We start from the raw sequence: 22,882 nt of genomic DNA on the forward strand, positions 1-22,882 counted from the left end.
GTGGACTTCGTCCTCGGCCCCGCCATCGGGGGGGTGGTGCTCTCCTTCGTGGTGGCCAGGGCCCTGGGGGCCAGGGCCCTCTTCGCCGAGAAGGACGGCCAGGGGGGCATGACCCTCCGCAAGGGGCTTACCGTGAACCCGGGCGACCGTTTCCTGGCGGTAGAGGACGTGGTGACCACCGGGGAAAGCGTAAGGAAGGCCATCCGGGCGGCGGAGGCCCGGGGAGGGGTTTTGGTGGGGGTGGGGGCTTTGGTGGACCGGAGCGGGGGAGGGGTGGACTTCGGCGTGCCCTTCCGGGCCCTGGCCCGCCTCGAGGCCCCCCAGTACCCCCCGGAGGCCTGTCCCCTCTGCCGGGCGGGGATGCCCTTGGAGGAGGTTTAGGCCGTGCGGGGGCTGGCTTTGCTCCTCTTCTTTGCCTTGGCCCTGGCGGCCCCGGAGGAGGCGGCCAGGGAGGCCGTCTCCCGCTGGCTCAGAGGGGAGCTTTCCCCGAGGCTTGAGGAGGTCCTCAAGGCCTCCCCTGAGGAGGCCCCCGGGCTTCTGGAGCGCTACGCTTCCTTCCCCCCGCCTCCAGAAGGGCTCTCCGTGAACCTGGATAGCCCCCAGGTGGAGGGGGGCCGGGTCTACTTCCCCGCCGCCCTGGGGGAGGAGGTGGGGGAGGTGGTGGTGGTCCTGGAAGGGGAGAGGGTGCAACGGGTCTACTTCCGCCCCCAGGGCCTGGGGGTGCCCCCCTACCTCCTTGCGCCCGGGGCGGGGTGGGGATTTCTCCTTCTCTCCTTCTTCTGGACCCTGATGCTCTTCCAGCCCTCCCCCTTTCGCGCCTGGGGGCTGGAGGCCTTGGCCCTCCTCAGGGGCCACCTGAGGCTGTACCTCTTCACCAACCTGCTCCTTTACGGCCTCTTCGCCCTGGGAGCGGGGCTTGCTTACGGGATGCCCGAGCTCGCCCGGGCCCTGCAGGCCCTTTTCGGGGGGGCCCTGGAGGCCATCGGCCTGGAAGGGGCGGTGGGCAAGGGGGTCTTGGTCCTGGCCGGGGTCATCTTCCACTGGAACTTCACCCAGGGGCTCCTCCTCACCGGCCTTTTCCCCGCCCTCCTCTTGGGGCTTCCGGTCCTCCTCTTGAACGCCCTGCGCTACTTCGTCTTCGGCTTCGCCCTTTCCCCGGCCCTCCTCGGGGAGGTGTTTTTGGCCCACCTGCCCACCCTGCTCCTGGAGCTTCAGGCCTACATCCTGGTGACCTTTGGGGGGCTTGTCCTCCTGGCCAAGACGGTCCGGGGGGAGGGGTACCGCAGGGGTCTCCGGGGGCTTCTCCTCGCCTTCTACCTGGGGGCTTACGCCCTTCTCCTCGCTGCCTGGTACGAGGCCTGGGAGGTGGTCTTCCTCCTATGAAGGTGGCGGTGCTGGGCGCGGGGGCCTGGGGAACGGCCTTGGCCGTCCTCCTCGCCGGCAAGGGGGTGCCCACGGCCCTGTGGGCGAGGCGCAAGGAGCACGCCGAGGCCCTCAGGGCCCACCGGGAGAACAAGGACTACCTGCCGGGGGTGGCCCTTCCCGCCTACCTCTACCCCACCCACGACCCCCAGGAGGCCCTGGAGGGGGTGGAGCTTGCGGTGGTGGCGGTGCCTTCCAAGGCCTTGCGGGAGACCCTCGTCACCCTTCCCCTGGCCCCCTGGTACGTTTCGGCCACCAAGGGCCTCTTCTACGAGGAAGGGGTTCGGACGCCGGCGGAGGTGGTGGAGGCCCTGACCGGGAGGCCCGCCGTGGTCCTTTCCGGGCCCAACCACGCCGAGGAGGTGGCCCGCTTCCTCCCCACGGCCAGCGTGGCGGCGGGGCCGGAGGAGCACGCCCGGCGGGTCCAGGCCCTCTTTTCCGGGCCCACCTTTCGGGTGTACACCAGTCCGGACCGGCGGGGGGTGGAGCTAGGCGGGGCGGCGAAGAACGTCCTGGCCCTGGCGGCGGGGATGGTGGATGGGCTTAGGCTTGGGGACAACGCCAAGGCAGCTCTCCTCACCCGGGGGCTTAAGGAGATGGTGCGCTTCGGCACCGCCCTGGGCGGGGAGGAGGCCACCTTCTACGGGCTTTCCGGCCTGGGGGACCTCCTGGCCACGGCCTACAGCCTCCACTCCCGCAACCGCGGGGCCGGGGAGAGGCTGGTGCGGGGGGAGGCTTTGGAGCGCCTCGAGGACCGGGGGGTGGTGGAGGGGCTTTACGCCGTGAAGGCCATGGTGGCCTGGGGAAAGGAGGCGGGGGTGGAGCTTCCCATCGCCGAGGCCGTCCACCAGGTGGCCTACGGGGGTCTGGACCCCTTGCGGGCCCTCCAGGGCCTCATGGCCCGGGAGCCCAAGGCGGAGTGATGCCGCCGTGCGGGCCCAAGCCGATCTAAAGGTTCCCGTGGGGGTTTCGGGGGACTGCGGAAAGGGTGGGAAGCCGAGGAGGCCTGGGTTAGGATGAGGGAAATGCTTGCCCGCAAGCTTCTTACCCTGGAGCGTTACCTGGAGGAGGAGGTGCAAAGCCCCGTGAAGCGGGAGTTCTACCGAGGCCTCCCTTACGCCATGGCCGGGGCCAGCGCCCTCCACAACCGGGTGGCCCTGAACATCGCCGCCCGCTTCCTGGAGGCGGCCCGGCCCCGGGGGTGCCGGGTCTACATGAGCGACATGAAGCTCCGCATCCGGGACGAGGCGGTCTACTACCCGGACGTGATGGTGGTCTGCGGGGAGGGACCGCCCCACCCCTATTACGAGGAGGCCCCTTGCGCCGTGGTGGAGGTCCTTTCCCCCGCCACCGAGGCCTTGGACCGCAGGGAGAAGCGGGCCATGTACCTAAGTCTGGACACCCTCCAGATCTACTTCTTGGTGGACCCGGAGGGGCGACGCTTTACCGCCTATCGCTTAACCCCGGAGGGGTTCGTGGAGGAGGAGGGCGAGGAGGTGCACGTGCCCTGCCTGGACCTCCGCCTCTCCCTGGAGGACGCCCTCCGCCTTTAGAAGAACTCGGCGAGAAAGCCCAAAAGGGCGGTGCGGAAGGCCTTGGGGTTTTCCAGGTTGGCCAGGTGGCCGGTTTCGGGAAGGATGAGCATGCGGGCGTCGGGGAGGGCCTTCCACATGCCCTTGGCCTCCTCCGGGGGGGTGAGGGTGTCCTCCTCCCCCACCAGGACCAGGGCGGGCACCTCCATCCGGGGAAGGAGGGGGGTGGAATCGGGCCTTGCGGCGAGGGCCACGAGGCTTTCCGCCACGGCCTCGGGGGAGGCCTCCAGGATGAGGGCCCTCGCCCTCTCCACCACCTCGGGCCTCAGGGCCTGGGTAGTCTTCCCCAGGTGACTTGGGAGGAGGGCCTCGGGCAGGAAGGCCACCCCCTCCTTAAGCACCCTTTCCCTGAGGGCGTAGCGGTTCCTTCTGGCCTCCTCCGCGTCGGGGCCGGCGCGGGTGCTGGAGAGGACCGTTCCCAGGAAGCGCTCGGGGGCCCTTCGGAAGAGCTCAAAGATGAGGTACCCCCCCATGGAGAGCCCCACGAAGACCGCCCGCTCCAGCCCCGCCTCCTCCATCTCCCGAAGCACCTTCCCGGCGGCATCCCCCAAGGAAAGCCCCAGGTAGTGGGGGGCGAGGACGGGAAGCCGGGTCTTGAGGAGGGCCACCTCCTTCTCCCACATCCTGGGGCTATACGGGAAGGCGTGCAGAAAGACCACGCCCTTCACGCTTCCTCCACCACGGTCTCGCCCTTCAGGCCCAGGGCCTCGAGGCGGGCGATGAGGCCTGGGTCCTCCACGATGACCACGTTCTCCTTGCCCAGGGTCTTGGCCCGGATCCTTCCCTCCCGGGCCGCCTCCTTCCAGGCCTCCATGAGGTCGGGGTGTTGCACCAAAAGGGGCGTCACCTTGTGGGCCGGGTAGCGCTTCACCTTAAGGCCTCCTCCAGGGCGTGCCAGGCCAGGGTGGCGCACTTCACCCGGGCCGGGAGCTTGGCCACCCCCTGGAGGGCCAGGAGGTCCCCCAGGGAGGGGTCCGGGGGGGCCCCCTCCACCACCATGGCCTGGAACCTCCGGGAAAGCTCCAGGGCCTCCTCCACCTTCTTGCCCTTCACCGCCTCGGTCATGAGGGAGGCGCTGGCCGTGCTGATGGCGCACCCCTGGCCCTGGAAGCGGATGTCGGCGATGGTATCCCCCTCCAGAAGGACCATCACCTCCACCTGGTCCCCGCAGGAGGGGTTCATCCCCCCGGCCTGCCGCGTGGCCCGGGGCAGGACCCCGTAGTTCCTGGGGGTTTGGTAGTGCTTCAGGATGATTTCCCGGTAGAGCTCGTCGAGGACGCTCATTGGTCCATTATAGCCAAGCCCGGTACTTGGCCTCTATCCTTAGAAGGGCTTCCACGAAGCGGTCTACCTCCTCCTGAGTGTTGTAGAGGTAGAAGCTTGCCCGGGCGGTGGCCGCCACCCCGAGCTTGCGGTGCAAGGGTTGGGCGCAGTGGTGGCCCGCCCTCACGGCGACGCCTTCTTGGTCCAGGAAGGTGGCGAGGTCGTGGGCGTGGAGGCGGCCCAGGGTGAAGGGGATGACCCCGCCCCGGTCTGGGCCCTTGGGCCCGTAGACCCGGAGGTTCGGGACCTCCTCCAGGCGCTTTAGGGCGTACTCCAGGAGGGCCCGGTCGTGGGCGAAGACCCGTTCCATCCCCACCTCCATGAGGTACTGGGCCGCCTCCCCCAGGGCGATGGCCTCGGCGATGGGGGGCGTGCCCGCCTCAAAGCGCTGGGGCGGGGGGGCGTAGGTGGAGCGGTCCACGTGGACCTCGCGGATCATCTCCCCTCCGCCCAAAAAGGGCATCATTCCCTCCAGGACCTCATACCTCCCCCAAAGGACCCCGGCCCCCGTGGGCCCCAGCATCTTGTGCCCCGAAAGGGCGAAGAAGTCGGCCCCCAGGGCCTTCACGTCCACGGGGAGGTGGGGGGCGGACTGGGCCCCGTCCACCACCACCAAGGCCTCCGCTTCCTTGGCCCTCTTGGCGATCTCGGCCACAGGGTTGATGGTGCCGAGGACGTTGGACATGTGGACCAGGGAGACCACCTTGGTCCTTTCGGTGAGGAGGTGGTCCAGGGCGCTTAGGTCTAGCCTCCCCTCCTCGGTCAGGGGAATGGCCCTCACCTTGGTCCCCTTCAGCCCCGCCACCAGGTGCCAGGGGACGAGGCCCGCGTGGTGCTCCATCTCGGTGACCAAGACCTCGTCCCCCTCCTTGAGGTTCCTGAGGCCCCAGGCGTAGGCCACCAGGTTCATGGCCTCGGTGGTGTTGCGCACGAAGACGATCTCCCGGGGCTCGGCGTTGAGAAAGCGAGCTAGGCGCCTACGCGCCTCCTCGTAGGCCTCGGTGGCGGCCACGGAGAGGCGGTAGGCCCCCCGGTGGACGTTGGCGTTTAGCTCCTCGTAGTAACGCTTGAGGGCTTCTATCACCCTCTTAGGCTTCTGGCTGGTGGCGGCGGAGTCCAGGTAGACGAGCTCCGGGCGCTGGGCGACGAGGGGGAAGTCCTCCCTCAGGGCGCTTAGGTCCATGCCTCAAGTTTAGCCCTAAAGCCGCACCCGCCTGAGGAGCATGGCGTTTAGGGCCACGATGACGGTGGAGAGGCTCATGAAAAGCGCCCCTACCGCCGGGGAGAGCACGATCCCCCAAGGGTAGGCCACCCCGGCGGCGAGGGGGAGGGCGATGGCGTTGTAGCCCGTGGCCCAGAGGAGGTTCTGCACCATCTTGGCGTAGGTGGCCCGGGCGAGTGCCAGGGCGCGGACCACGTCCACCGGGTCGTTTTCCACGAGCACCAGGTCCGCGGACTCTATGGCCACGTTGGTTCCCGCCCCGATGGCGATGCCGAGGTCGGCCTCGAGGAGGGCGGGGGCGTCGTTGATCCCGTCCCCCACGAAGGCGGTGGGGCCCTCCCGCTTGAGCTCCCGCACCAGCCGGGCCTTGTCCTCCGGGAGGACCCGGGCGTGGTAGCGTTCGATTCCCAGCTCCCGGGCCACGGTTTTGGCCACGGCCTCGGCGTCCCCGGTGACCATGACCGGGGTAAGGTCCATGGCCTTGAGATGCCGGACGGCTTCCTTGGCGGAGGGGCGGATGCGGTCGGCCAAGGCGAGGTAGGCCAAGACCCGCTCCTCGTCCATCAGGGCCACCACGCTTTCCCCGCGGCTTTCGGCCTCGCGCAACCCCTGCTTAAGGGGCTCGGGCACCCTTAGGCCGAGTTCCTCCGCCCACTCGGGCCGGCCCACCCGGTAGAGGCGGCCTTCCACCCGGCCCTCCACCCCCTTGCCGGGGATGGCCCGGAAGTCCTGGACCCGGGGGAGGGGAAGCCCCCGCTCCTTAGCGGCCTCCAGGATGGCCTGGGCCAGGGGGTGCTCGGAGAGGGCCTCGAGGGCGGCGGCAAGTCCCAGGGCTTCCCCCTCAGGCCCTTGGGCGTAGACGGCCCGGACGGCGAACCTCCCCTCGGTCAGGGTCCCCGTCTTGTCCAGGGCCACCACCCGGATCGCCCGGGCCCGCTCAAAGGCCTCGCGGTTCCGCACCAGAATGCCGTTTTTTGCGGCCAGGGCCGTGGCGTTTACGGTGACCAAGGGGATGGCGAGGCCTAGAGCATGGGGACAGGCGATGACGAGCACGGTGACCGCCAGGGAAAGGGCGAAGTTGAAGCCCTGCCCCAGGGCGAGCCAGGCGAGGAAGCTGAGCATGCCCAGGGTTACGGCGATGTAGAACAGCCACCCCGCGGCCCGGTCTGCCAGGGCCTGGAAGCGGCTCCGGGAGGCCTGGGCCTCCTGCACCAGCCGCATGATCTGGCTTAAGGTGGTGGCCTCGCCCGTGCGCCTGACCCGGACCCTTAGGGCCCCCTCCCCGTTCACCGAGCCGGCGAGGACCTCGTCCCCCGGTGATTTCAGCACCGGCCGGGACTCCCCGGTGAGGAAGGCCTCGTTCACGCTGGAGACCCCTTCCTCCACCACCCCGTCTGCGGGCACCTGCTCCCCGGGGCGGACGAGGATGAGGTCCCCCTCCTTCAGGGCGGCGACGGGGACGTCCTCTATGCGGTCTTCCGCAATCCTATGGGCGGTGGTGGGCATGAGCTTGGCGAGCTCCTCCAGGGCACGGCTCGCCGCCTGCACCGAGGCCATCTCCAGCCAGTGGCCGAGGAGCATGACGTCTAGGAGCGTGGCGAGCTCCCAGTAGAAGGGCATGCCCGGAAGCCCCAAGGAGACGGCGAGGCTGTAGGCGTAGGCCACGGTGATGGCCAGGGCGATGAGGGTCATCATGCCGGGGGTCCGTTCCCGGAGTTCCCTCAGGGCCCCTTGGAGGAAGACCAGGCCGCCGTAGAAGTAGAGGACGGTCCCCAGCACCGGGTTCACCCAGGCGCTTCCCGGGAAGGACATCGCCCGGTAGCCGAGCCAGGCCTGGAGCTGCTCGGAGAAGTAGAGGATGGGTAGGGTGAGGAGGAGGCTTACGAAGAAGCGGTCCCGGAACATCTCCGGGGTGTGGCCGGCGTGTTTGTCGTGGCCCGCGTGGGAAGCGTGCCCTCCGGAAGGGTGTGCGCGCTTGGGTTCGGAATGGGAGTGGTGAGGATGCTCGTGGGCGTGGCCGGGGTTGGGGTCTTCATGCTTCATGGGAACACCCCCTTTCGTTTCCTAGGGTACACCCCTCCCCCGGGGGGGGAGGGTAGGGGCCAGGGCAGCTGCGACCCAAAGGCCCCTACCTAAAGGCCCGGGAAAGTCCTTTTGGGGCCCCGCTATGGCTTGGGCCATAGCGGGGTACTTAGAGGCTGTCGTAAAAGGGTGCTATACTTGAGGGGTGGTTCTTCGCAGAGCCTACCTCAGCGACCTGAGGGATGAGGAATGGAGCATCCTGGAGCCCTTGATCCCGGCCCCCAAAGCCGGCGGTCGCCCCGCCAAGGTGCCGAGGAGGGAAATAGTCAACGCCATCCTTTACGTCCTGGAGAACGGCATCAAGTGGCGGGCTATGCCTCATGACTTGCCCCACTGGTCCACGGTCTACCACTACTTCCGCAAGTGGCAGAAGGAGGGCGTATGGGAGAGAGCCGTCCAGGCTCTGGCCCGCCAGGACCGGGAACGAGAGGGGAGAGAGGCTTCCCCCAGCGCTTTGGTCATAGACAGTCAGTCTGTGAAGACCACGGAAAAAGGGGGCCCCGAGGGAACGACGGGGCGAAAAAGGTCAAGGGGAGAAAACGGCAGATCCTGACGGACACGGGGGGCCGGTTGCTGAAGGCCTTCGTGCACCCGGCCAACGAGCACGATAAGCGGGGTGGGGAGGCCTTGCTCCTGGGGATGGACCTCTCCCTCTGGCCCCGGGTGCGGAAGGTCTTTGTGGACTGGGGGTACCGGGGCCTTCGGGGGCTGGCTTCTTCCCTGGGGCTGGAGCTTGAGGTGGTGGCCCGTCCCTACGCGGGGGTGCGAGGGGTCTGGGTGCGGGAGGGGGAAGAGGCGCCGGAGCTTCCGCGGGAGAGGGGGTTCAAGCCCTTGCCCAAGCGGTGGGTGGTGGAGCGGACCTTTGCCTGGCTTGGGCGGAACCGGCGGTTGTCCAAGGACTACGAAGCTAACCCTGGGGTGAGCGAGGCCTGGGTGTACTTGGGCATGCTACGCTTGTTGGTGAAGCGGCTGGCCAGGGCCGCGTAGCCTCCGTGGAGAGGTTTTACGACAGCCTCTTAAGTGTCCATGCATTAAACTATCTACATGCCCGCCCCCCTTCGCATCCACCTGACCCCCGAGCAGGAGGCCCAGCTCCGGGAGCTGGAGACCAACCCCGTGGTCCCCCACAAGGTCCGGCGCCGGGCCCAGGCCATCCGCCTTGCCGCCCAGGGGTGGACGGCTCCCCGGATCGCCCGCCACCTGGGCCTGGACCGCACCACCCTCCACCGCGACCTCAGGCGGTGGCTGGAGAGGGGGATAGAGGGGCTTGAGGACGGTAAGCCCCCCGGGGCCAGGCCCCGCTGGACCCCAGCCATGAGCGCCTTCCTGCGGGAGCTTCTGCGGGGGGAGGAGGCCTGGACGGCCCCCCGGCTTCTGGAGGCTCTGGAGAGGCGCTTCTTCGTGACCTTCCACCCGGGGACGGTGCGGCGGAAGCTCCTGGAGATGGGCTACCGGTGGAAACGGACGCGCTATGTGCCCACGGGGAAGCCCAAGGAGGAGGAGGTGGAGGGGTTCAAGGCGGCCCTGGGGGAGGCGGAAAGGGGGGGCTGAGGGTGTTCTTTTTGGATGAGAGCGGGTTTGGGCTCTCCCTGCCTCCCACCTACGCCTGGGCGAGGAAGGGGGAGGCGGTGCGGGACGGGGGAGGTGGTGGCCTACCTGCCGCGGTACAGCCCGCACCTGAACCCGGTGGAGGGGGTGTGGCGGCGGGTGAAGGGGTTTTTGCTGCCCCGGAGGCACTACGGGAGCGTGGGGGAGCTGAGGGGGGCGGTGGCCGAGGCCCTTGAGAGGCTACGGGAGCGGATGGGGCAGGGGGTGTCGCAAGGTCTATGCGTGGGCACTTAGCCCACCTCGAGGACCCCCATCATCCCCCGGTCCTCGTGCTCCACGATGTGGCAGTGGAAGACGGTCTTGCCCTTTTCCCGCAAGGGGACCAGAAGCCTCGCCACCTCGCCGGCCTTTACGTTGACCACGTCCTTCCAGGCCCGGTAGGGGAAGGGCCTCCCGCCCACGGAGAGGACCTGGAAGGGGTGGGTGTGGAGGTGGAAGGGGTGGTCCATGTCCCCCTGGTTTTCCACCTCCCAGACCTCCACCGTCTGGGCTTTCCCCTTCAGGTCCACCCGCCCGTGGTCAAAGGCCTGGCTGTTGATGAAGAAGCGGGCCGCCATCATGTCCTCCGTGAGGACCAGACGCCGGGTGGCCACGGGGGCGGGCAGGGTGGGGAAGGGGCTTAGGGTCTTGGGCAGGGGGAGGGGCTTGGGATTCTTGGGGGCGATGAGGTAAAGGAGGGTTTCAGGCCGGCTTGGCCCTGCGGGCATGGTGTGGGCCATTCTCCCCATGTCCATCATGCCCATGGCCCCGCGGTCGTAGGGCAGGGCCTGGAGCAGGAAGCGGCCCTCTTTCCGCAGGCGCACCAGGACCTCGGCCCGTTCTCCTGGGGCCAGGAGAAGTTCGGGCACCTCCACGGGCTCTTCCAGAAAGCCCCCGTCGCCGGCGAGGAGGTAGAGGGGATGGTCCTGCAGGGCCAGGCGGTAGTAACGGGCGTTGGAGGCGTTGAGGAGGCGGAACCTTAGGGTGGCCTTCTGGGCCACCAGGGTGGGGCGTAGGGCCCCGTTCACCAGGACCAGGTCGCCCTCCTTCCCGTTCATCCAGTCCATGGGGGTGTGCGGCGCCGGGCGCCCGCCCTGGAGGGCCAGGTCCTTCAGGACGAGGAGGTGCTCCTCCGCCTCCCGGAGCTCGGGGATGGCGTCCAGGGGGCTTTCCACCACCATGGCCCCCAGGAGGCCGGCGAAGAGCTGGGAGGACACCCGGCCGTGCAGGTGGGGGTGGTACCAGAAGGTACCTGCCAGCTCCTTGGGAACGGCGAACTCGTAGGTCCAGCGCTCCCCCGGGGGGATCTCCAGGAAGGGATCGTCCACCCTGGGGGAGATGGGCAGGCCGTGCCAGTGGAGGTTGGTGGGCTCGGGAAGGCGGTTTTCCAGGGTGAGGCGCACCGTGTCCCCGGGACGGACCCGGAGGGTGGGGCCGGGAAGGCTTCCCCCATAGGTGAGGAGGGTGGCCTGCTTTCCTGCGAGCGGGAGGGAGGCGGGAGCGGCCGGAAGCGCCAGGGAGAGGAGACCGCCCTGGCTCCGCACCACCTTGGGCTCGGGAAAGGGGGCAGCCTGGGCCCGGGCAACGCCCAAGACCAGGCCGCTTACCGTGAGCTTGAGGAAGGTCCTGCGGTCGTGCATGCCCCAAGGGTAGGGGGGATGTGTTAAGGGCGTGTAAAGCCTCAGAGCCGGGCGAGGGCCCGGGAGAGCCTGGCGCGGGCCTCCTCGGCCACGGGGGCCAGGGCTTCCTGGGTGGCCTCGGGGAGGACCCGGAACATCTCCTTGGGGTCCTGGACCAGGACCTCCACCCCCTCTCCCGCCTCCCGGAGCACCACGTTGCAGGGAAGAAGGAGGCCGATCTCCGGCTCGGCCTCTAGGGCCCGCGCCGCCAATTGGGGGTTGCAGGCCCCGAGGATCAGGTAAGGGGGCCTCTCCAGGCCGAGTCTGGCCTTCAGGGTGGCGGCCACGTCAATCTCGGTCAGGACCCCAAAGCCCTCCTCCTTGAGGGCGGCCTCCACCTGGGCCCGCGCTTCGGAAAGGGTGGCCTTTAGGGTCTTGCGCATCCCGGTCATGGATATCCCCCAACAGTTTACTCCCCGCGTCCGCCCAGGAAGGGCCCATGCCAGGTGTGGACCCAGACCTCTCCGGTGTAGGCGTTTACCGAGAGCATGCCTTCCACCTCTTTGCGGCCGAAGTCAAGGGTGTAGTACCCCGGGAAGTAAAGGGGGCGCGGGCTAGGGTAGGCTGGTTTCGGTGATCCGCAAGCACCTCTTCGCCCGCCTTTACCCGGGGCTTTCCGCCCGGCACGAGGCCTGGGTGGCGGCAAAGAAGCGGGCTCTTTTCCAGGAGGCCTTTAGGCGGGTGCGGCCCGAAAAGGTTCTGGAGATCGGCCCCGGGCCCGGCACCAACCTGGCCTACCTGCCCGAGGGGGTGGCCTACCTGGCCCTCGAGCCCAACCCCTTCTTCCACCCCCGCTTAAGGGAGGAGGCGAAGAGGCGGGGTCTCGGCCTCACCCTTCTTCCCGGGCGGGCGGAGGCCATCCCCTTGCCCGCAGGGAGCGTGGACCTGGTGGTGGGCACCCTGGTCCTCTGCTCGGTGGAAGACCCCAGTAAGGCCCTGGAGGAGGTCCACCGGGTCTTGCGGCCGGGCGGGGCCTACCTCTTCCTGGAGCACGTGGCCGCCACCAGAAGGACCCCTTTGCGGTTTCTCCAGGAGGCGGCCACGCCGCTTTTCTCCTTCTTCGGGGACGGGTGCCACCCCAACCGGGAGACCCTCGCCCTAATCCAGGCCCGCTTTCCCCGGGTGGAGGCGGAGGCCTTCGCCCTTCCCCTTCCCGTGGTGGCCCCCCACGTGGCGGGGCTCGCCTTCAAGGAGTAGGGGATATGGGCTCCCCTTCAGCGCTCCGAGGGCACGGTTTCAAACAAAAGCCTTTGTAGCTCCGCTTCAGGGGCCCGCTGGCTGAGGTAGAGCACCTCCACCCCCACGAGCCGGCCCTGCTCGTCGTAGTCCACGATGATCCCGGGGGCCACTTCCTCCGAGCGGCTGGCCGGTCCTTCGGTTAGCGTCAAGTAGAGCGCATCCGCTTCACGGTCTATCTTTAGCCTCATAAGACTACCCTCCGGTCCAAAAACGCCGTTACCACCCGCATGGGTTGGGACTTAGGGTTCACGACAACTCGGAGCACCTTCCCCCTCTCCGGAATCCGGACGAGGCGGTGCTCCAATGAGGGGTCTACCCGGTCCTTTTCCACGGCTTCTGGAAAGGCCAGCGCCCGCTCTATCCACTCTAGGGGGATGCCCCTCTTCTCCAGAACCTCCCGTGCGTGCTGGGTGAGGACGTACTCCGGGCTCCCCATGCCGGGCTTCGGCACCCTAAGGCTAGGGTAGCCTCCCTTGGGCTTCCCTTCAAGCAGAAGGAGATCTGGGGGTAGCCTTCGGGATCCTTGGGCTTTCGGCAGGGACGTGCCCTTACGGAAGCTTCCAGACCCGCCCTTGGCCGTCTATGAAGACGAGCCTTCCTGCCTCCTGGGGATGGGCGGCGAGGGCCAGGACCGTGCCCTGCCACAGCTTTTTCCAGCCCACCGGGGTCCTCTGCCAGAGGCCGGTCTGCCCTCCCAGGTAAAGGGTCCCCACCCCCACCGCCAGGGCGTAGATCTCCTTTTCCGGGGTCGGCACCTGGGTGAAGGTCTGGCCGCCGTCTGGGCTTTGGTAGAGGCCCTGGCCCATGGGGGCCACGTAAAGGGTCCTCCCCTGGAAGACCATGGCCGCCATGTTCGCCTTGGGAAGCCCCTTAGGGGCGGTGGGCTTGAAGATTTGCCCACCGTCTTCGCTGACGAAGTAGCCGTGGGTGGCCTCGAGGGCCACGTGGAGCCCTCCCGCGGCCGCATAGCCGTGAAGGTCCATGGCGGGAAGCCCCTGGGGGCGCAGGTTCCGCCAGGCCTTGCCCCCTTCTTGGCTCTCCGCAAGCACCCAGTGCCCGGCGGCGAGGATACGGTTCCCCTCCAGGACAAGGCCCATGGCGTCAAAGCCCATTTGACGCACCAGGTCCTGCCAGGTCCGGCCTTCGTCCTCGGAGACATGGATGCCGTCGTGGTGGCCGAAGAGGAGGCGGCCATCGGGAAGCCACAGGAGGGCGTGGACGTCCCGGGTGGCCACCTGGCCCACGGGAACCTGGGCCAAGGCTCCCAGGCCCAAAACCCAGAGCGCGAGGAGGCGCCGCATCCCTCACCTCCGGGAAAGCCTTAGCTCCGTGAGGCAGGTGGGGCTATCCCGGAAGGTGGCCACGGGGGCTTGGGCTACCCAGTCCCCCTGGCGGACCTCGAGGGTGTAGCGGCGGTTCCGGGGAAGCCAAAGCTCAAAGAAGCCGTCCTTGCCGGTGCGCACCTGGGTCCTCAGCACCTCCTTGTTCCCCTCCAGGACCCGGACGGCGAAGGTCTCCTCCCGCAGCTCCCCCGTGCAGCTGGAGAAGTAGTGGACCTGGCAGGGGTGGGTCCTTTGGCGGTAGGGGGCCACGGCCAAGAGGAACGCCTCTCCCAGGGCCACCCGGGCCTTGCGGCCGTCCGGGAACTCAAAGAAGAAGGCCTCGGGGGTCACGTAGCTCACCACCCTCTCTCCTTTCTCCCGCCACCTTTTGGCAAGGGCCAGGGTTTCCTCTAGACCCACCCCCTGCAGGACCTCGGGGGAGGGGGCTTGGGCCAGGCCTAGAGCTGCGCCCACCAGGGTGAGGACAAGAAGCCTCTTCATAGCCACAACGCTAGCTACCCGGCGTTAAGCCCGTGTAAAGGGGGAGGGTGAAACGGAAGGCGCTCCCCTGGCCGGGCCGGCTTTCCGCCCAGATCCTTCCCCCCATGGCCTCCACCAGGCCCTTGGCCACGGTGAGGCCCACGCCCGTGCCCCCGTCCTTGCGGCTGCGAGAGGGGTCTATGCGGTAAAAGCGTTCAAAGATGCGGGGGAGGTGCTCCTCGGGGATGCCGGGCCCGGTGTCCTCCACGCTGAAGAGGACCTCCCCGGCTCCCCTTTCCGCCCTCAGGCGGACCTCCCCACCTTTGGGGGTGTGGCGCAGGGCGTTGGAAAGCAGGTTGGCGAGGACCTGCAACACCCTTTCCTCGTCGGCCAGGACCGGGGGCGAGGCGGAAGGGGAAAGCACCTCGAGGGCCACCCCCTTGGCCTGAAAGGCGGGGAGGAAGCGCTCCGCCGCCGCTTCCAGAAGGGCCTGGGGGTCCAGGGGCCTGAGGTGGAGGGCCACCGCCCTCGCCTCCACCTGGGAGACCAGGGCCAGGTCCTGGACCAGGCGGGCCATGGCCCGCACCTCCCGCTCCACGCCTTGGGCCGCCTTTTCCGGGGCCATGACGCCATCGGCCAGGGCCTCGGCGTAGGCCTGGAGGGCGGCCAAGGGGGTTCTGAGCTCGTGGGCCACGGTGCCGATGAGCTCCACCCGGGTTTTCTCCACCCTCTCCAGGGCCTCGGCCAGGCGGTTGAAGTGGAGGGCGAGCTCCCCGAGCTCGTCCCTTTCCAAAACGGGAAGGCGCACCCCGTACTCCCCCTGGGCCATGCGGCGGCTTCCTTCCATGAGGAGCCGGGCGGTGCGGGCCACGCGGAGGCTGGCGAAGGAGGCGGTTAAGGCGGCCCCCAGGGCGGCGAGGGGCAGGGCGGCGAGGAGGGCGGCGGTGAGGGTGGAGCGGAGCCCCTCCTCCAGGTCCCGCCGCAAAGCCTCGCCCATCATCAGGCCCCCCATCATGGAGAGGGCGTGGTACATGCGCTCCACGTGCCCCCGGTAGAAGGTGGGGGCGAAGGCCTCGGCCAGGAAAAAGAGGAGGGAAAGGGCCAGGAGGGCCACCACCAGGTGGCTGAGGAAGAGCTTGAGGAAGAGGCGCATCTTTAGGGGGTTTCCCGGAAGCGGTAGCCCACCCCCCGCACCGTTTCAATGAAGCGGGGATTGTCCGGGTCGTCTCCAAGCTTCTTTCTTAGCCCGGCGATGTGGACGTCCACCACCCGGTCCACCCCCGGGAAGTCCGGTCCCCAGACCTTCTCCAGAAGCCTCTCCCGGCTGAAGACCATGCCCGGGTGCTGGGCCAGGGTGAGGAGCAGGTCAAACTCCAGGGGGGAGAGGGGGAGGGGCTGGCCCTCCAGGTAGGCCTGGCGTTCCCGGGGGAGGAGGCGGAGGGGGCCGTAGGCGAGTTCCTCCTTGAGCCCCACCCGCCTGAGGAGGGCCTTGGCCCGGGCCACCACCTCCCTGGGGCTGAAGGGCTTGACCACGTAGTCGTCGGCTCCCAGCTCCAGGCCCCGCACCCGCTCCTCCTCCGCTCCCCGGGCGGTCAGGAGGAGGACGGGAAGCTCCGGCTTTTCCCGGCGGATCTCCCCTAAGACCTGCAGACCGTCCAACTTAGGTAGCATGAGGTCCAGGATGACCAGGTCGGCCCGGGGGAAGAGCCCCAGGGCCTCCTCACCGTCTTCCGCCTCCAGGACTTCAAACCCGGCCCCTCGGAGGTAGGCCCCGAGGACCTCGAGGAGGGCCGGGTCGTCGTCCACCAGGAGGACCTTCATGCGAGGTCCCGCTTCAGGCGCTCAAAGGTCTCCTTGTCTATCTCCCCCTTGGCGTACCGCTCCCTCAAAACCTCCAGGGCCCGGTCCCGCCTCTCGGGGGCCAGAACCCGGACCAACCAGTAGACGAAGAGGCCCAGGAGGACGAACCAGAGGAGACCCAGGAAAGGCCCCCACCAACCCATGTACCAGCCGCTTCCGCACCACCACATACCCATCACCTCCCAAGGGTCACCTTAGCCCGGTTCGGTTAAGCCTCGGTAAAGCTTTGGGGCCGGAAGCCCCTAAGCCTCAGGGAGTTGGTGAGGACGAAGAGGCTGCTTAGGCTCATGGCCGCCGCCGCCAGCATGGGGTTGAGGAGAAGGCCAGCAAAGGGGTAAAGCGCCCCGGCGGCCACGGGGATGAGGACCACGTTGTAGGCGTAGGCCCAGAAGAAGTTGAGGTAGATGGTGCGCAAGGTGCGCCTCGCGAGCCGGACGGCGTTCACCACCCCCTGGAGGTCGGGGGTGAGGAGGACCACGTCCCCAGCCTCGAGGGCGATGTCCGTGCCGCTCCCCATGGCGAGGCCCGCGTCCGCCTGGGCTAAGGCGGCGGCGTCGTTGATGCCGTCTCCCACGAAGATCACCTTGCGCCCCGATTCCTGGAGCCTCTTCACCGCCTCCACCTTCCCCTCGGGCCTCACCCCGGCCAGGGCCTCGGGGACGCCCAAGGCCTCCGCCACCCGCCTTGCCGGGGCGGGGTGGTCCCCGGTGAGGAGGACGGGCTTCAGACCCAACGCCTTTAGGGCCTCCACCACCGCCTTGGCCTCGGGCCTCGGGGGGTCAAAGACGGCGAAGGCGGCGAGGAGCCTCTCCCCCTCCGCCAGGTAAAGGGGGGTGTAGCCCTCCTCGGGGAGGGCCTTCGCCTCCTCGGGCAGGGGCACGCCCAGGCGCTCCATGAGGGCGGGGCCTCCCAGGTGGAGGCGCCTCCCTTCCACCCGGCCCTCCACCCCCTCCCCGGGGAGGGCCCGCACCTCCTCCGCTTGGGCTTGGGGCAGGCCCTGGGCGGCCTCCAGCACCGCCTTGGCCAGGGGGTGCTCGCTTCCCCGTTCCAGGGCGGCGGCGAGCCTCAGGGCTTCTTCCTGGGCAATGCCGAAGGGGAGGACCTTGACCAGGGTGGGCCTTCCCAGGGTGAGGGTCCCCGTCTTGTCCAGGACCACGGTGTCCGCCCGGGCCAGGGCCTCCAGGGCCGTCCCCTTGCGGAAGAGGAGGCCCATCTGGGCTGCCCGCCCCGTGGCCACGGCGATGGCCGCCGGGGTGGCGAGGCCCATGGCGCAGGGGCAGGCGATGAGGAGGACGGAGAGGGCGGCCACGAAGGCGTGGGAGAGGCCGGGGCCCAGGAAGAGCCATAGGACGAAGGTGAGGAGGGCGATCCCCAGGACCACGGGCACGAAGACGCCCGCAATCCGGTCGGCGAGCTCCTGGACCTTGGGCTTGTAGGCCTGGGCCTCCTCCACCATCCGGGCCATCTGGGCCAGGAAGGTGGCCTCGCCTACCCGGCTCACCCGCAGCAAAAGGGCTCCCTCGCCGTTCACCGTCCCCCCCACCACCTCGTCCCCGGGGCCCTTGGCCTTGGGGATGGGCTCCCCGGTGAGCATGGACTCGTCCACGTGGCTTCGGCCCTCCACCACCACCCCATCGGCGGGGATGCGCTCCCCCGGCAACACCCGCACCAGGTCCCCGGGGATCAGGGCCAAGGCGGGGATCTCCTTTTCCTCCCCTTCCTGGACCACCCGGGCGGTCTTGGGCCTCAAGGAGAGGAGCTTCCTTATGGCCTCCGAGGCCTTGCCCTTGGCCCCTTCCTCCAGGTGCTTGCCGAGGAGGATGAGGGCCAGGATCACCGCCCCCGCTTCAAAGTAGAGGTGGCGGGCCTCCTCGGGAAAGGCTTTCGGGAGGAGAAGGACCAGGAAGGAGTAAAGGTAGGCGCTTCCCGCACCCAGGGCCACCAGGGTGCTCATGCCTAAAGCGCGGTGGCGGGCCTCGGCCAGGGCCTGCCGGAAGAAGCGCCTTCCGGCGTAGAGGACGGGAAGGGCGGCGAGGGCCTGGGCAAGGCCAGGGAGGTGGGGCAGGGGAAGGAGCATGGGCCCCATGGCGAGGAGGAGGGTGAGGAGGGCGAAGGGCAAAGCCAGGAGAAGGTTCTTCCGGTAGGTGGGAAGGGGCTTTATCTCCTCCTCGGTCACCGCCACGGGCTCGTATCCCGCTTCCCGGATGGCCTGGTGCAGGCGGGCTAGGCTCACGGTGTCCGGAAGGTATTCCACGAAGGCCTTCTCCGTGGCCAGGTTGACGCTTACGGAGAGCACCCCGGGAAGCTTGCCCACGGCCCGTTCCACCCGGGCCACGCAGGCGGCGCAGGTCATGCCCCGGATGGGGATCTCCGCCTGGGCCACCACGGGCTCGTAGCCCACCTCTTCCACCCGCCTCAGGACCTCCTTGAGGTCCACGCCTTCCTGGAGGCGCAAAAAGGCCTCCTCGGTGGTGAGGTTGACCCGGGCTTCCTCCACGCCCTCCGCCCGTTTCAGGGCCCGTTCCACCCGGGCCACGCAGGCGGCGCAGGTCATTCCCTTGACGCCTACCTTGATCTCCTGGGTCTCCTGGGCCATGGCCTCACCGGTACTTGAGGGCCTCCATCAGCTCCTCTACGATCTCCTCCACGTCCCCCCGCTCGTGGGCGGTGGCCACGTGGTCCTTGAGGTGGGCCCTTAGGACCATCTCCCCCACGCGGTCTAAGGCGCCCTCCACCGCCTTGAGTTGCTTGAGGACGTCCACGCAGTAGACCTGGGGGTCTTCCAGCATGCGGAGGATCCCCTCCAGGTGGCCCTTGGCGGAGAGGAGGCGCCTTCTCGCCTCCTCCCTCACCCTGGGGTCCAGGTGCAGGTGGGGGTGGGACATGGCTAGGCCAGGACCTCGGCCTTGTACCCCTCCTCCTCCACGGCCCGGATAAGGGCCTGGGGGTCGGCCACCCCTTCCACCAGGGCCTCTCCCTTTTCCAAGGAAACCTCGGCCTTTTCCACGCCAGGCACCTTGAGAAGGGCCTTCTTCACCGCCATGACGCAGTGGTTGCAGGTCATGCCTTCCACCTTGAGCTTTAGCATCCCTCGCACCCCCTACCCCACCCCAGGAGGGGTGGGTATCTCCACCTTAACCCTTCTCCTCTCCCCCGTCAAGCACAACCGTCCCGGGAACCTCCCGGGACGGTTTCCGGCGTGGGGCTAAAGGTCCAGGAGGACGGTCTCCCCCTCCAGCCGGGCCGGGAAGACCTTGACGGGCCTGGGGGCCGGGAGGGTCTGCCGGCCCGTCCTGAGGTCAAAGCGGGCCCCGTGCCGGGGGCAGACGATGGCCCCTTCCTCCACTTCTCCCTCGTGGAGGGGACCGTCGTCGTGGGTGCAGATGTCCTCCAGGGCGAAGACCTCCTCCCCGGTGTGGAGGAGGAGGATGGGCTTCCTGTGCTCGGGCCTCCGGATCACCAGGCGGCCTTCCCGGAACTCGCTGAGCTTGGCCACGGGGGTCCACATGCTAGATGCGCACCTTTTCCTCAATGATCGCCTCAATGTAGGCCCTTAGGGCCTTCAGGGGGATCCGGGTGAGGACGTCCGCCAGGTGGGCCTTGACCAGAAGCTCCTGGGCCAGGCTTCGGGGAAGGCCCCGGGACTCTAGGTAGAAGAGCTGCATCTCGTCCACGGGGGCGGTGGTGGAGCCGTGGGTGCAGCGCACGTCGTTGGCCCCGATCTCCAGCTGGGGAATGGAGTCCACCCGGGCCGTGGGGGAGAGGAGGAGGTTGCGGTTGGCCTGGTAGGCGTCCGTCTTCTGGGCACCCCGCTCCAGCTTGATGAGGCCGGAGAAGACCGCCCGGGCCTCGTCCTTCACCGCTCCCTTGTAGAGGAGGTCCGAGCGGGTGTGGTGCTCCACGTGGTGCTGCAGGGTGTAGTGGTCAAAGTGCTGCCTGCCGTGGCCGAAGTAGAGGCCGAGCATTTCGCTTTCCGCCCCGGGGCCCAGGAGCTCCGAGGCCACCTCGCTCCGGGCGTAGGTGCCCCCCAGGTTCACCACCAGGTCGTTGAGGCCCGCATCCCGCTCCAGGAGGGCCCTTTGCCGGTGGAAGTGCCACACCCCCTCCCCGAAGGTCTGGACGTGGGCGTGGCGCAGGCGGGCCCCGGGCCTCAGGACCATCTCTGTGGCCGAGAGGTGGAGGGTAGGGGAAAGGTCCGGGGAGAGGTACTCCTCAATGTAGGCGGCCTTGGCGTTGTCCTCCAGGAAGAGGAGGGTGCGGCCGAAGGAGGCCTTCCCTTCCAGGAGCACCTTGAAGACCCCGAGGGGCTTCTCCACCTCCAACCCCGCGGGCACGTAGAGGAAGGCCCCGTGGGTGAAGAGGGCGCTGTTCTGTGCGGCGAACTTGTCCTCGGTGTGGACCGCCCGGAAGAGGGCCGCCTCCACCTTTTCCGGGTGGGTCTTCAGGGCCTCCGCCAGGGAGGTGAAGAGGAGGCCCTTTTCCCTTAGCTCCTCGGGCACCTCGGCGTAGACGAGGTCGGGCCCCACGAAGACCAAAAAGCCCGAGGCGTCCGTCTTCTCCAGGCGGCGCCGCACCACCTCGGGGAGCCCGTCCCGGGAAAGCCTAAGCCCCTTGGGGGTCTCCGCCTCCTGCGCCAGCGGGGCCTCGGAGAGGTCGGTGTAGCGCCAGTTCTCGTCCTTCTTGCTGGGGTAAGGGAGGCGGGCGAAGGCCTCCAGGGCCTTCAGCCTCTTGGCCAGCACCCAGGCGGGCTCGCCCAGGGCCTGGGAGAGGGCCTCCACGTGGCTTTTGTCCAGTACCTGCATCCTGCCTCCTTGCACGGGAAGGGGGGAGGCCGGGAAGCCCCGCCCCCTGGGCCGGGCCTCTTAGCCTACGGAGCCCTCCATCTCCAGCTCTATGAGCCGGTTGAGCTCCACGGCGTACTCCAGGGGAAGCTCCTTGGCGATGGGCTCAATGAACCCCCGCACGATGAGGGCCGCCGCCTCGTCCTCCTTGAGGCCTCGAGTCTGGAGGTAGAAGATCTGCTCGTCGTTGATCTTGGAGACCGTGGCCTCGTGGCCCACGTGGGCGGTGTCCTCCTCAATCTCAATGTAGGGGTAGGTGTCCGTGCGGCTTTCCGGGTCAATGAGGAGGGCATCGCACTCCACGTTGGCCTTGGCGTGGCGGGCCCCTTCCAGGACCTTCACCAGGCCCCGGTAGCTGGCCCGGCCCTCTCCCTTGGAGATGCTCTTGGAAACAATGGTGCCCGAGGTGTGGGGAGCCCCGAAGAGGATCTTGGCCCCGGTGTCCTGGTGCTGCCCGGTTTTGGCGAAGGCGATGGAGAGGATCTCCGTGCGGGCCCCCGGCTCCAGGAGGTAGCTGGAGGGGTACTTCATGGTGACCTTGGAGCCCAGGTTCCCGTCCAGCCACTCGTGGAAGGCCTCCCCGTAGACCAGGGCCCTCTGGGTCACCAGGTTGTACATGTTGGTGGACCAGTTCTGGATGGTGGTGTAGCGGCTCCTCGCCCCCCGCTTCACCACGATCTCAATGACCCCGGTGTGCAGGCTCTCCGTGGAGTACATGGGGGCGGTGCAGCCCTCGATGTAGTGCACCTCCGCCCCCTCGTCCACGATGATGAGGGTGCGCTCAAACTGGCCGAACTCGGGGGTGTTCACCCGGAAGTAGGCCTGGAGGGGAAGCTCCACCTTGACCCCCGGGGGCACGTAGACGAAGGAGCCCCCGGACCAGGCGGCGGAGTTCAGGGCGGCGAACTTGTTGTCCTCGGGGGGGACCACCTTGGCGAAGTACTCCTTGAAGAGGTCCTCGTACTTCTTCATCCCCTCCTCGATGGCCACGAAGATGACCCCCTGGCGCTCAAGCTCCTCCTTGACCCGGTGGTAGACCATCTCTGAGTCGTACTGGGCCCCCACCCCGGCCAGCACCTTGCGCTCCGCCTCGGGGATGCCCAGGCGCTCGTAGGTCCTGCGGATCTCCTCGGGGAGCTCCTCCCAGCTCTTGGCGTCCCGCACCTCGGCGGGCTTCACGTAGTAGACCAGGTTGTCCAGGTCTAGGCCCGAGAGGTCGGGGCCCCAGGTGGGCATGGGCTTCTTCTGGAAGATCTCCAAGGCCCGCAGGCGGAACTTGAGCATCCACTCGGGCTCGCCCTTGTGGTAGCTGATGGCCTCAATGACCCTGCGGGTGAGGCCCCGCTCGGCCACGAAGACGGGCCTGACCTCGTCTATGAAGTGGTACTTGTACTCCTCCCCTAGGGTTTTCAGGTCGGTCTCGTTCATGCGCCCTCCTTCACCCTTTCCTTAAGCCACTCGTATCCCTTGGCCTCAAGCTCCAGGGCGAGCTCGGGGCCACCCGTAGCCACCACCCGCCCGTCCATCATCACGTGCACCTGGTCGGGGACGATGTAGTTCAGGAGGCGCTGGTAGTGGGTGATGACCAAAGCGCCGAAGCCGGGCCCCCGTATGGCGTTCACCCCCCGGGCCACCACTTTGAGGGCGTCGATGTCCAGGCCGGAGTCCGTTTCGTCCAATATGGCGTAGGTGGGCTCGAGGACCAGAAGCTGCAGGATCTCGTTCCGCTTCTTCTCCCCGCCGGAAAAGCCCTCGTTGAGGTAGCGGGAGAGGTAGCTCTCGTCCCAGTCCAGAAGCTCCAGGGCCCGCTTCACCTTGGCCCAGAACTCCGCCACCCCCACCTCCCGGCCTAGCCTCGCCTGGAGGGCCAGGCGGAGGAAGTTGGCGATGGTCACCCCGGGTACCTCCACCGGGTACTGGAAGGCCAGGAAGAGCCCCTTTCTGGCGCGCTCGTCGGGGGAGAGCTCCAGGATGCTCTCCCCGTCCAGGAGGATCTCCCCCTTCTCCACGGTGTACTCGGGGTCCCCGGCCAGGATCTTGCCCAGGGTGCTCTTGCCCGCCCCGTTGGGGCCCATGAGGGCGTGGACCTGGCCCTTGGGGACCACGAGGTTCACGCCCTTAAGGATCCTTTCCCCGTCAATGGAAGCCCAGAGGTCGCGGATTTCTAGCTGGTTCATCTTTCCTCCTGAGGTCGGGCCGGGCTCTTACTGCGACCCGTTCGCAGTAAGAGTAT

General features: G+C 68.2%; 27 protein-coding genes and 2 pseudogenes (1 of these 29 only partly in view). 7 read left to right on the forward strand and 22 right to left on the reverse strand.

All coding sequences use genetic code 11. The features are described from left to right. From pyrE to ACZ5RK_RS04170, 4 genes are all read left to right on the forward strand, one after another. A protein-coding gene (gene pyrE / locus ACZ5RK_RS04155) for an orotate phosphoribosyltransferase (protein ID WP_464910054.1) crosses the window boundary here: on the forward strand, nt 1-381 show its 3' portion. It extends 162 nt beyond the left edge of the window; only the last 381 of its 543 coding nucleotides appear in the window; the start codon falls outside the window, past its left edge; the stop codon is at nt 379-381. Nucleotides 382-384: 3 nt separating this feature from the next. Continuing rightward, nucleotides 385-1,383: a hypothetical protein gene (locus ACZ5RK_RS04160; RefSeq protein WP_464909780.1), complete on the forward strand. Its 999-nt coding sequence runs from the start codon at nt 385-387 to the stop codon at nt 1,381-1,383. Next, on the forward strand, nt 1,380-2,345 hold the full coding sequence (locus ACZ5RK_RS04165) for an NAD(P)H-dependent glycerol-3-phosphate dehydrogenase (RefSeq protein ID WP_464909781.1): 966 nt from the start codon (nt 1,380-1,382) through the stop codon (nt 2,343-2,345). Before ACZ5RK_RS04160 ends, ACZ5RK_RS04165 begins: the two co-directional genes overlap by 4 nt. Nucleotides 2,346-2,438: 93 nt before the next feature. After that, nucleotides 2,439-2,975, forward strand: a complete 537-nt coding sequence (locus ACZ5RK_RS04170) for a Uma2 family endonuclease (RefSeq protein ID WP_464909782.1) — start codon at nt 2,439-2,441, stop codon at nt 2,973-2,975. On the opposite strand, the gene ACZ5RK_RS04175 is transcribed toward ACZ5RK_RS04170, so the two are convergent. Genes ACZ5RK_RS04175 through ACZ5RK_RS04195 form a run of 5 tightly spaced genes read right to left on the reverse strand, consistent with a single transcriptional unit; the run spans nt 2,972 to nt 7,602 of the window. After that, on the reverse strand, nt 2,972-3,682 hold the full coding sequence (locus ACZ5RK_RS04175; RefSeq protein ID WP_464909783.1) for an alpha/beta fold hydrolase: 711 nt from the start codon (nt 3,680-3,682) through the stop codon (nt 2,972-2,974). The genes ACZ5RK_RS04170 and ACZ5RK_RS04175 overlap by 4 nt on opposite strands. After that, nucleotides 3,679-3,885 carry a hypothetical protein gene (locus tag ACZ5RK_RS04180; protein ID WP_464909784.1) on the reverse strand — a complete coding sequence of 69 codons (207 nt, stop codon included), beginning with the start codon at nt 3,883-3,885 and terminating at the stop codon, nt 3,679-3,681. The genes ACZ5RK_RS04175 and ACZ5RK_RS04180 overlap by 4 nt, the downstream gene beginning before the upstream one ends. After that, nucleotides 3,882-4,298, reverse strand: coding sequence for a Fe-S cluster assembly sulfur transfer protein SufU (sufU, locus tag ACZ5RK_RS04185; RefSeq protein ID WP_464909785.1), 417 nt, complete (start codon nt 4,296-4,298; stop codon nt 3,882-3,884). Before sufU ends, ACZ5RK_RS04180 begins: the two co-directional genes overlap by 4 nt. Before the next feature lie 7 nt (nt 4,299-4,305). Next, entirely contained in the window at nt 4,306-5,520 is a 1,215-nt protein-coding gene (locus ACZ5RK_RS04190) for an aminotransferase class V-fold PLP-dependent enzyme (protein ID WP_464909786.1), read from the reverse strand. Nucleotides 5,521-5,535: 15 nt separating this feature from the next. After that, nucleotides 5,536-7,602 carry a heavy metal translocating P-type ATPase gene (locus tag ACZ5RK_RS04195; protein WP_464909787.1) on the reverse strand — a complete coding sequence of 689 codons (2,067 nt, stop codon included), beginning with the start codon at nt 7,600-7,602 and terminating at the stop codon, nt 5,536-5,538. Between the two features lie 184 nt (nt 7,603-7,786). Between ACZ5RK_RS04195 and ACZ5RK_RS04200 the strand changes: the two genes are divergently transcribed. Both ACZ5RK_RS04200 and ACZ5RK_RS04205 read left to right on the forward strand, forming a co-directional pair. After that, a protein-coding gene (locus ACZ5RK_RS04200; RefSeq protein ID WP_464909788.1) for an IS5 family transposase occupies nt 7,787-8,628 on the forward strand; the annotation gives its coding sequence in 2 pieces (ribosomal slippage) (nt 7,787-8,150 and nt 8,150-8,628; 843 coding nt in all). Between the two features lie 57 nt (nt 8,629-8,685). Further along, nucleotides 8,686-9,483, forward strand: a pseudogene (locus tag ACZ5RK_RS04205) (IS630 family transposase). On the opposite strand, the gene ACZ5RK_RS04210 reads toward ACZ5RK_RS04205, so the two are convergent. The 3 genes and pseudogenes from ACZ5RK_RS04210 to ACZ5RK_RS04220 all read right to left on the reverse strand — a co-directional run. Further along, on the reverse strand, nt 9,480-10,868 hold the full coding sequence (locus tag ACZ5RK_RS04210; protein WP_464909789.1) for a multicopper oxidase family protein: 1,389 nt from the start codon (nt 10,866-10,868) through the stop codon (nt 9,480-9,482). The pseudogene ACZ5RK_RS04205 and the gene ACZ5RK_RS04210 sit on opposite strands and share 4 nt — an antisense overlap. A gap of 41 nt (nt 10,869-10,909) precedes the next feature. Beyond that, nucleotides 10,910-11,299, reverse strand: a complete 390-nt coding sequence (locus tag ACZ5RK_RS04215) for a DUF302 domain-containing protein (RefSeq protein WP_054647477.1) — start codon at nt 11,297-11,299, stop codon at nt 10,910-10,912. A 17-nt stretch (nt 11,300-11,316) separates the two neighbouring features. Then, nucleotides 11,317-11,445, reverse strand: a pseudogene (locus ACZ5RK_RS04220) (peptidase M4); the annotation flags it as partial. Nucleotides 11,446-11,480: 35 nt separating this feature from the next. On the opposite strand from ACZ5RK_RS04220, the gene ACZ5RK_RS04225 reads away from it, so the two are divergent. After that, nucleotides 11,481-12,104, forward strand: coding sequence for a class I SAM-dependent methyltransferase (locus tag ACZ5RK_RS04225; RefSeq protein ID WP_464909790.1), 624 nt, complete (start codon nt 11,481-11,483; stop codon nt 12,102-12,104). 17 nt (nt 12,105-12,121) lie between these two features. Here the strand turns inward: ACZ5RK_RS04225 and ACZ5RK_RS04230 are convergent, their stop codons facing one another. The 14 genes from ACZ5RK_RS04230 to sufC all read right to left on the reverse strand — a co-directional run bounded on the left by ACZ5RK_RS04230 (nt 12,122) and on the right by sufC (nt 22,826). Continuing rightward, nucleotides 12,122-12,334 (reverse strand): DUF2283 domain-containing protein, encoded by a 213-nt coding sequence (locus tag ACZ5RK_RS04230; RefSeq protein ID WP_054647476.1) that lies wholly within the window; start codon nt 12,332-12,334, stop codon nt 12,122-12,124. Further along, on the reverse strand, nt 12,331-12,597 hold the full coding sequence (locus ACZ5RK_RS04235) for a DUF4258 domain-containing protein (protein ID WP_464909791.1): 267 nt from the start codon (nt 12,595-12,597) through the stop codon (nt 12,331-12,333). The genes ACZ5RK_RS04230 and ACZ5RK_RS04235 overlap by 4 nt, the downstream gene beginning before the upstream one ends. Nucleotides 12,598-12,694: 97 nt before the next feature. Then, nucleotides 12,695-13,447, reverse strand: coding sequence for a WD40/YVTN/BNR-like repeat-containing protein (locus ACZ5RK_RS04240; protein ID WP_464909792.1), 753 nt, complete (start codon nt 13,445-13,447; stop codon nt 12,695-12,697). A 3-nt stretch (nt 13,448-13,450) separates the two neighbouring features. Continuing rightward, nucleotides 13,451-13,969 (reverse strand): CueP family metal-binding protein, encoded by a 519-nt coding sequence (locus ACZ5RK_RS04245; protein ID WP_054647474.1) that lies wholly within the window; start codon nt 13,967-13,969, stop codon nt 13,451-13,453. A gap of 10 nt (nt 13,970-13,979) precedes the next feature. Next, a complete protein-coding gene (locus ACZ5RK_RS04250; RefSeq protein ID WP_464909793.1) occupies nt 13,980-15,101 on the reverse strand; it encodes a sensor histidine kinase in 1,122 nt (373 codons plus the stop codon). 2 nt (nt 15,102-15,103) lie between these two features. Beyond that, nucleotides 15,104-15,769 carry a response regulator gene (locus ACZ5RK_RS04255; protein ID WP_464909794.1) on the reverse strand — a complete coding sequence of 222 codons (666 nt, stop codon included), beginning with the start codon at nt 15,767-15,769 and terminating at the stop codon, nt 15,104-15,106. Continuing rightward, nucleotides 15,766-15,978, reverse strand: coding sequence for an SHOCT domain-containing protein (locus ACZ5RK_RS04260; protein WP_054647807.1), 213 nt, complete (start codon nt 15,976-15,978; stop codon nt 15,766-15,768). The genes ACZ5RK_RS04255 and ACZ5RK_RS04260 overlap by 4 nt, the downstream gene beginning before the upstream one ends. Before the next feature lie 38 nt (nt 15,979-16,016). After that, nucleotides 16,017-18,404: a heavy metal translocating P-type ATPase gene (locus tag ACZ5RK_RS04265; RefSeq protein ID WP_464909795.1), complete on the reverse strand. Its 2,388-nt coding sequence runs from the start codon at nt 18,402-18,404 to the stop codon at nt 16,017-16,019. Nucleotides 18,405-18,408: 4 nt separating this feature from the next. Next, complete coding sequence (gene csoR, locus ACZ5RK_RS04270) at nt 18,409-18,693, reverse strand: metal-sensitive transcriptional regulator CsoR (RefSeq protein ID WP_054647345.1); 285 nt, start codon at nt 18,691-18,693, stop codon at nt 18,409-18,411. A gap of 2 nt (nt 18,694-18,695) precedes the next feature. Next, complete coding sequence (locus tag ACZ5RK_RS04275) at nt 18,696-18,896, reverse strand: CopZ family metallochaperone (RefSeq protein WP_054647344.1); 201 nt, start codon at nt 18,894-18,896, stop codon at nt 18,696-18,698. 117 nt (nt 18,897-19,013) lie between these two features. After that, a complete protein-coding gene (locus tag ACZ5RK_RS04280; RefSeq protein WP_464909796.1) occupies nt 19,014-19,316 on the reverse strand; it encodes a Rieske (2Fe-2S) protein in 303 nt (100 codons plus the stop codon). Nucleotide 19,317: 1 nt separating this feature from the next. Then, nucleotides 19,318-20,610 carry a Fe-S cluster assembly protein SufD gene (gene sufD / locus ACZ5RK_RS04285; RefSeq protein WP_464909797.1) on the reverse strand — a complete coding sequence of 431 codons (1,293 nt, stop codon included), beginning with the start codon at nt 20,608-20,610 and terminating at the stop codon, nt 19,318-19,320. 60 nt (nt 20,611-20,670) lie between these two features. After that, entirely contained in the window at nt 20,671-22,077 is a 1,407-nt protein-coding gene (gene sufB / locus ACZ5RK_RS04290) for a Fe-S cluster assembly protein SufB (protein WP_464909798.1), read from the reverse strand. Continuing rightward, a complete protein-coding gene (gene sufC, locus ACZ5RK_RS04295; protein WP_464909799.1) occupies nt 22,074-22,826 on the reverse strand; it encodes a Fe-S cluster assembly ATPase SufC in 753 nt (250 codons plus the stop codon). The genes sufB and sufC overlap by 4 nt, the downstream gene beginning before the upstream one ends. Between the last annotated feature and the right edge of the window lie 56 nt (nt 22,827-22,882).

The sequence above is a fragment of the Thermus kawarayensis JCM 12314 genome, from assembly GCF_055393575.1.

Excerpts from the sequence above, each read along its gene's own strand:
- ACZ5RK_RS04280 (WP_464909796.1), bottom strand. The coding sequence starts at position 19,316 with ATGTGGACCCCCGTGGCCAAGCTCAGCGAGTTCCGGGAAGGCCGCCTG.
- ACZ5RK_RS04240 (WP_464909792.1), bottom strand. The coding sequence starts at position 13,447 with ATGCGGCGCCTCCTCGCGCTCTGGGTTTTGGGCCTGGGAGCCTTGGCC.
- sufC (WP_464909799.1), bottom strand. The coding sequence starts at position 22,826 with ATGAACCAGCTAGAAATCCGCGACCTCTGGGCTTCCATTGACGGGGAA.
- sufU (WP_464909785.1), bottom strand. The coding sequence starts at position 4,298 with ATGAGCGTCCTCGACGAGCTCTACCGGGAAATCATCCTGAAGCACTAC.
- ACZ5RK_RS04170 (WP_464909782.1), top strand. The coding sequence starts at position 2,439 with ATGAGGGAAATGCTTGCCCGCAAGCTTCTTACCCTGGAGCGTTACCTG.
- csoR (WP_054647345.1), bottom strand. The coding sequence starts at position 18,693 with ATGTCCCACCCCCACCTGCACCTGGACCCCAGGGTGAGGGAGGAGGCG.
- ACZ5RK_RS04250 (WP_464909793.1), bottom strand. The coding sequence starts at position 15,101 with ATGCGCCTCTTCCTCAAGCTCTTCCTCAGCCACCTGGTGGTGGCCCTC.
- ACZ5RK_RS04260 (WP_054647807.1), bottom strand. The coding sequence starts at position 15,978 with ATGTGGTGGTGCGGAAGCGGCTGGTACATGGGTTGGTGGGGGCCTTTC.
- ACZ5RK_RS04165 (WP_464909781.1), top strand. The coding sequence starts at position 1,380 with ATGAAGGTGGCGGTGCTGGGCGCGGGGGCCTGGGGAACGGCCTTGGCC.
- ACZ5RK_RS04210 (WP_464909789.1), bottom strand. The coding sequence starts at position 10,868 with ATGCACGACCGCAGGACCTTCCTCAAGCTCACGGTAAGCGGCCTGGTC.
- sufD (WP_464909797.1), bottom strand. The coding sequence starts at position 20,610 with ATGCAGGTACTGGACAAAAGCCACGTGGAGGCCCTCTCCCAGGCCCTG.
- ACZ5RK_RS04245 (WP_054647474.1), bottom strand. The coding sequence starts at position 13,969 with ATGAAGAGGCTTCTTGTCCTCACCCTGGTGGGCGCAGCTCTAGGCCTG.
- ACZ5RK_RS04265 (WP_464909795.1), bottom strand. The coding sequence starts at position 18,404 with ATGGCCCAGGAGACCCAGGAGATCAAGGTAGGCGTCAAGGGAATGACC.
- ACZ5RK_RS04230 (WP_054647476.1), bottom strand. The coding sequence starts at position 12,334 with ATGAGGCTAAAGATAGACCGTGAAGCGGATGCGCTCTACTTGACGCTA.
- ACZ5RK_RS04215 (WP_054647477.1), bottom strand. The coding sequence starts at position 11,299 with ATGACCGGGATGCGCAAGACCCTAAAGGCCACCCTTTCCGAAGCGCGG.
- ACZ5RK_RS04190 (WP_464909786.1), bottom strand. The coding sequence starts at position 5,520 with ATGGACCTAAGCGCCCTGAGGGAGGACTTCCCCCTCGTCGCCCAGCGC.
- sufB (WP_464909798.1), bottom strand. The coding sequence starts at position 22,077 with ATGAACGAGACCGACCTGAAAACCCTAGGGGAGGAGTACAAGTACCAC.
- ACZ5RK_RS04275 (WP_054647344.1), bottom strand. The coding sequence starts at position 18,896 with ATGCTAAAGCTCAAGGTGGAAGGCATGACCTGCAACCACTGCGTCATG.
- ACZ5RK_RS04255 (WP_464909794.1), bottom strand. The coding sequence starts at position 15,769 with ATGAAGGTCCTCCTGGTGGACGACGACCCGGCCCTCCTCGAGGTCCTC.
- ACZ5RK_RS04195 (WP_464909787.1), bottom strand. The coding sequence starts at position 7,602 with ATGAAGCATGAAGACCCCAACCCCGGCCACGCCCACGAGCATCCTCAC.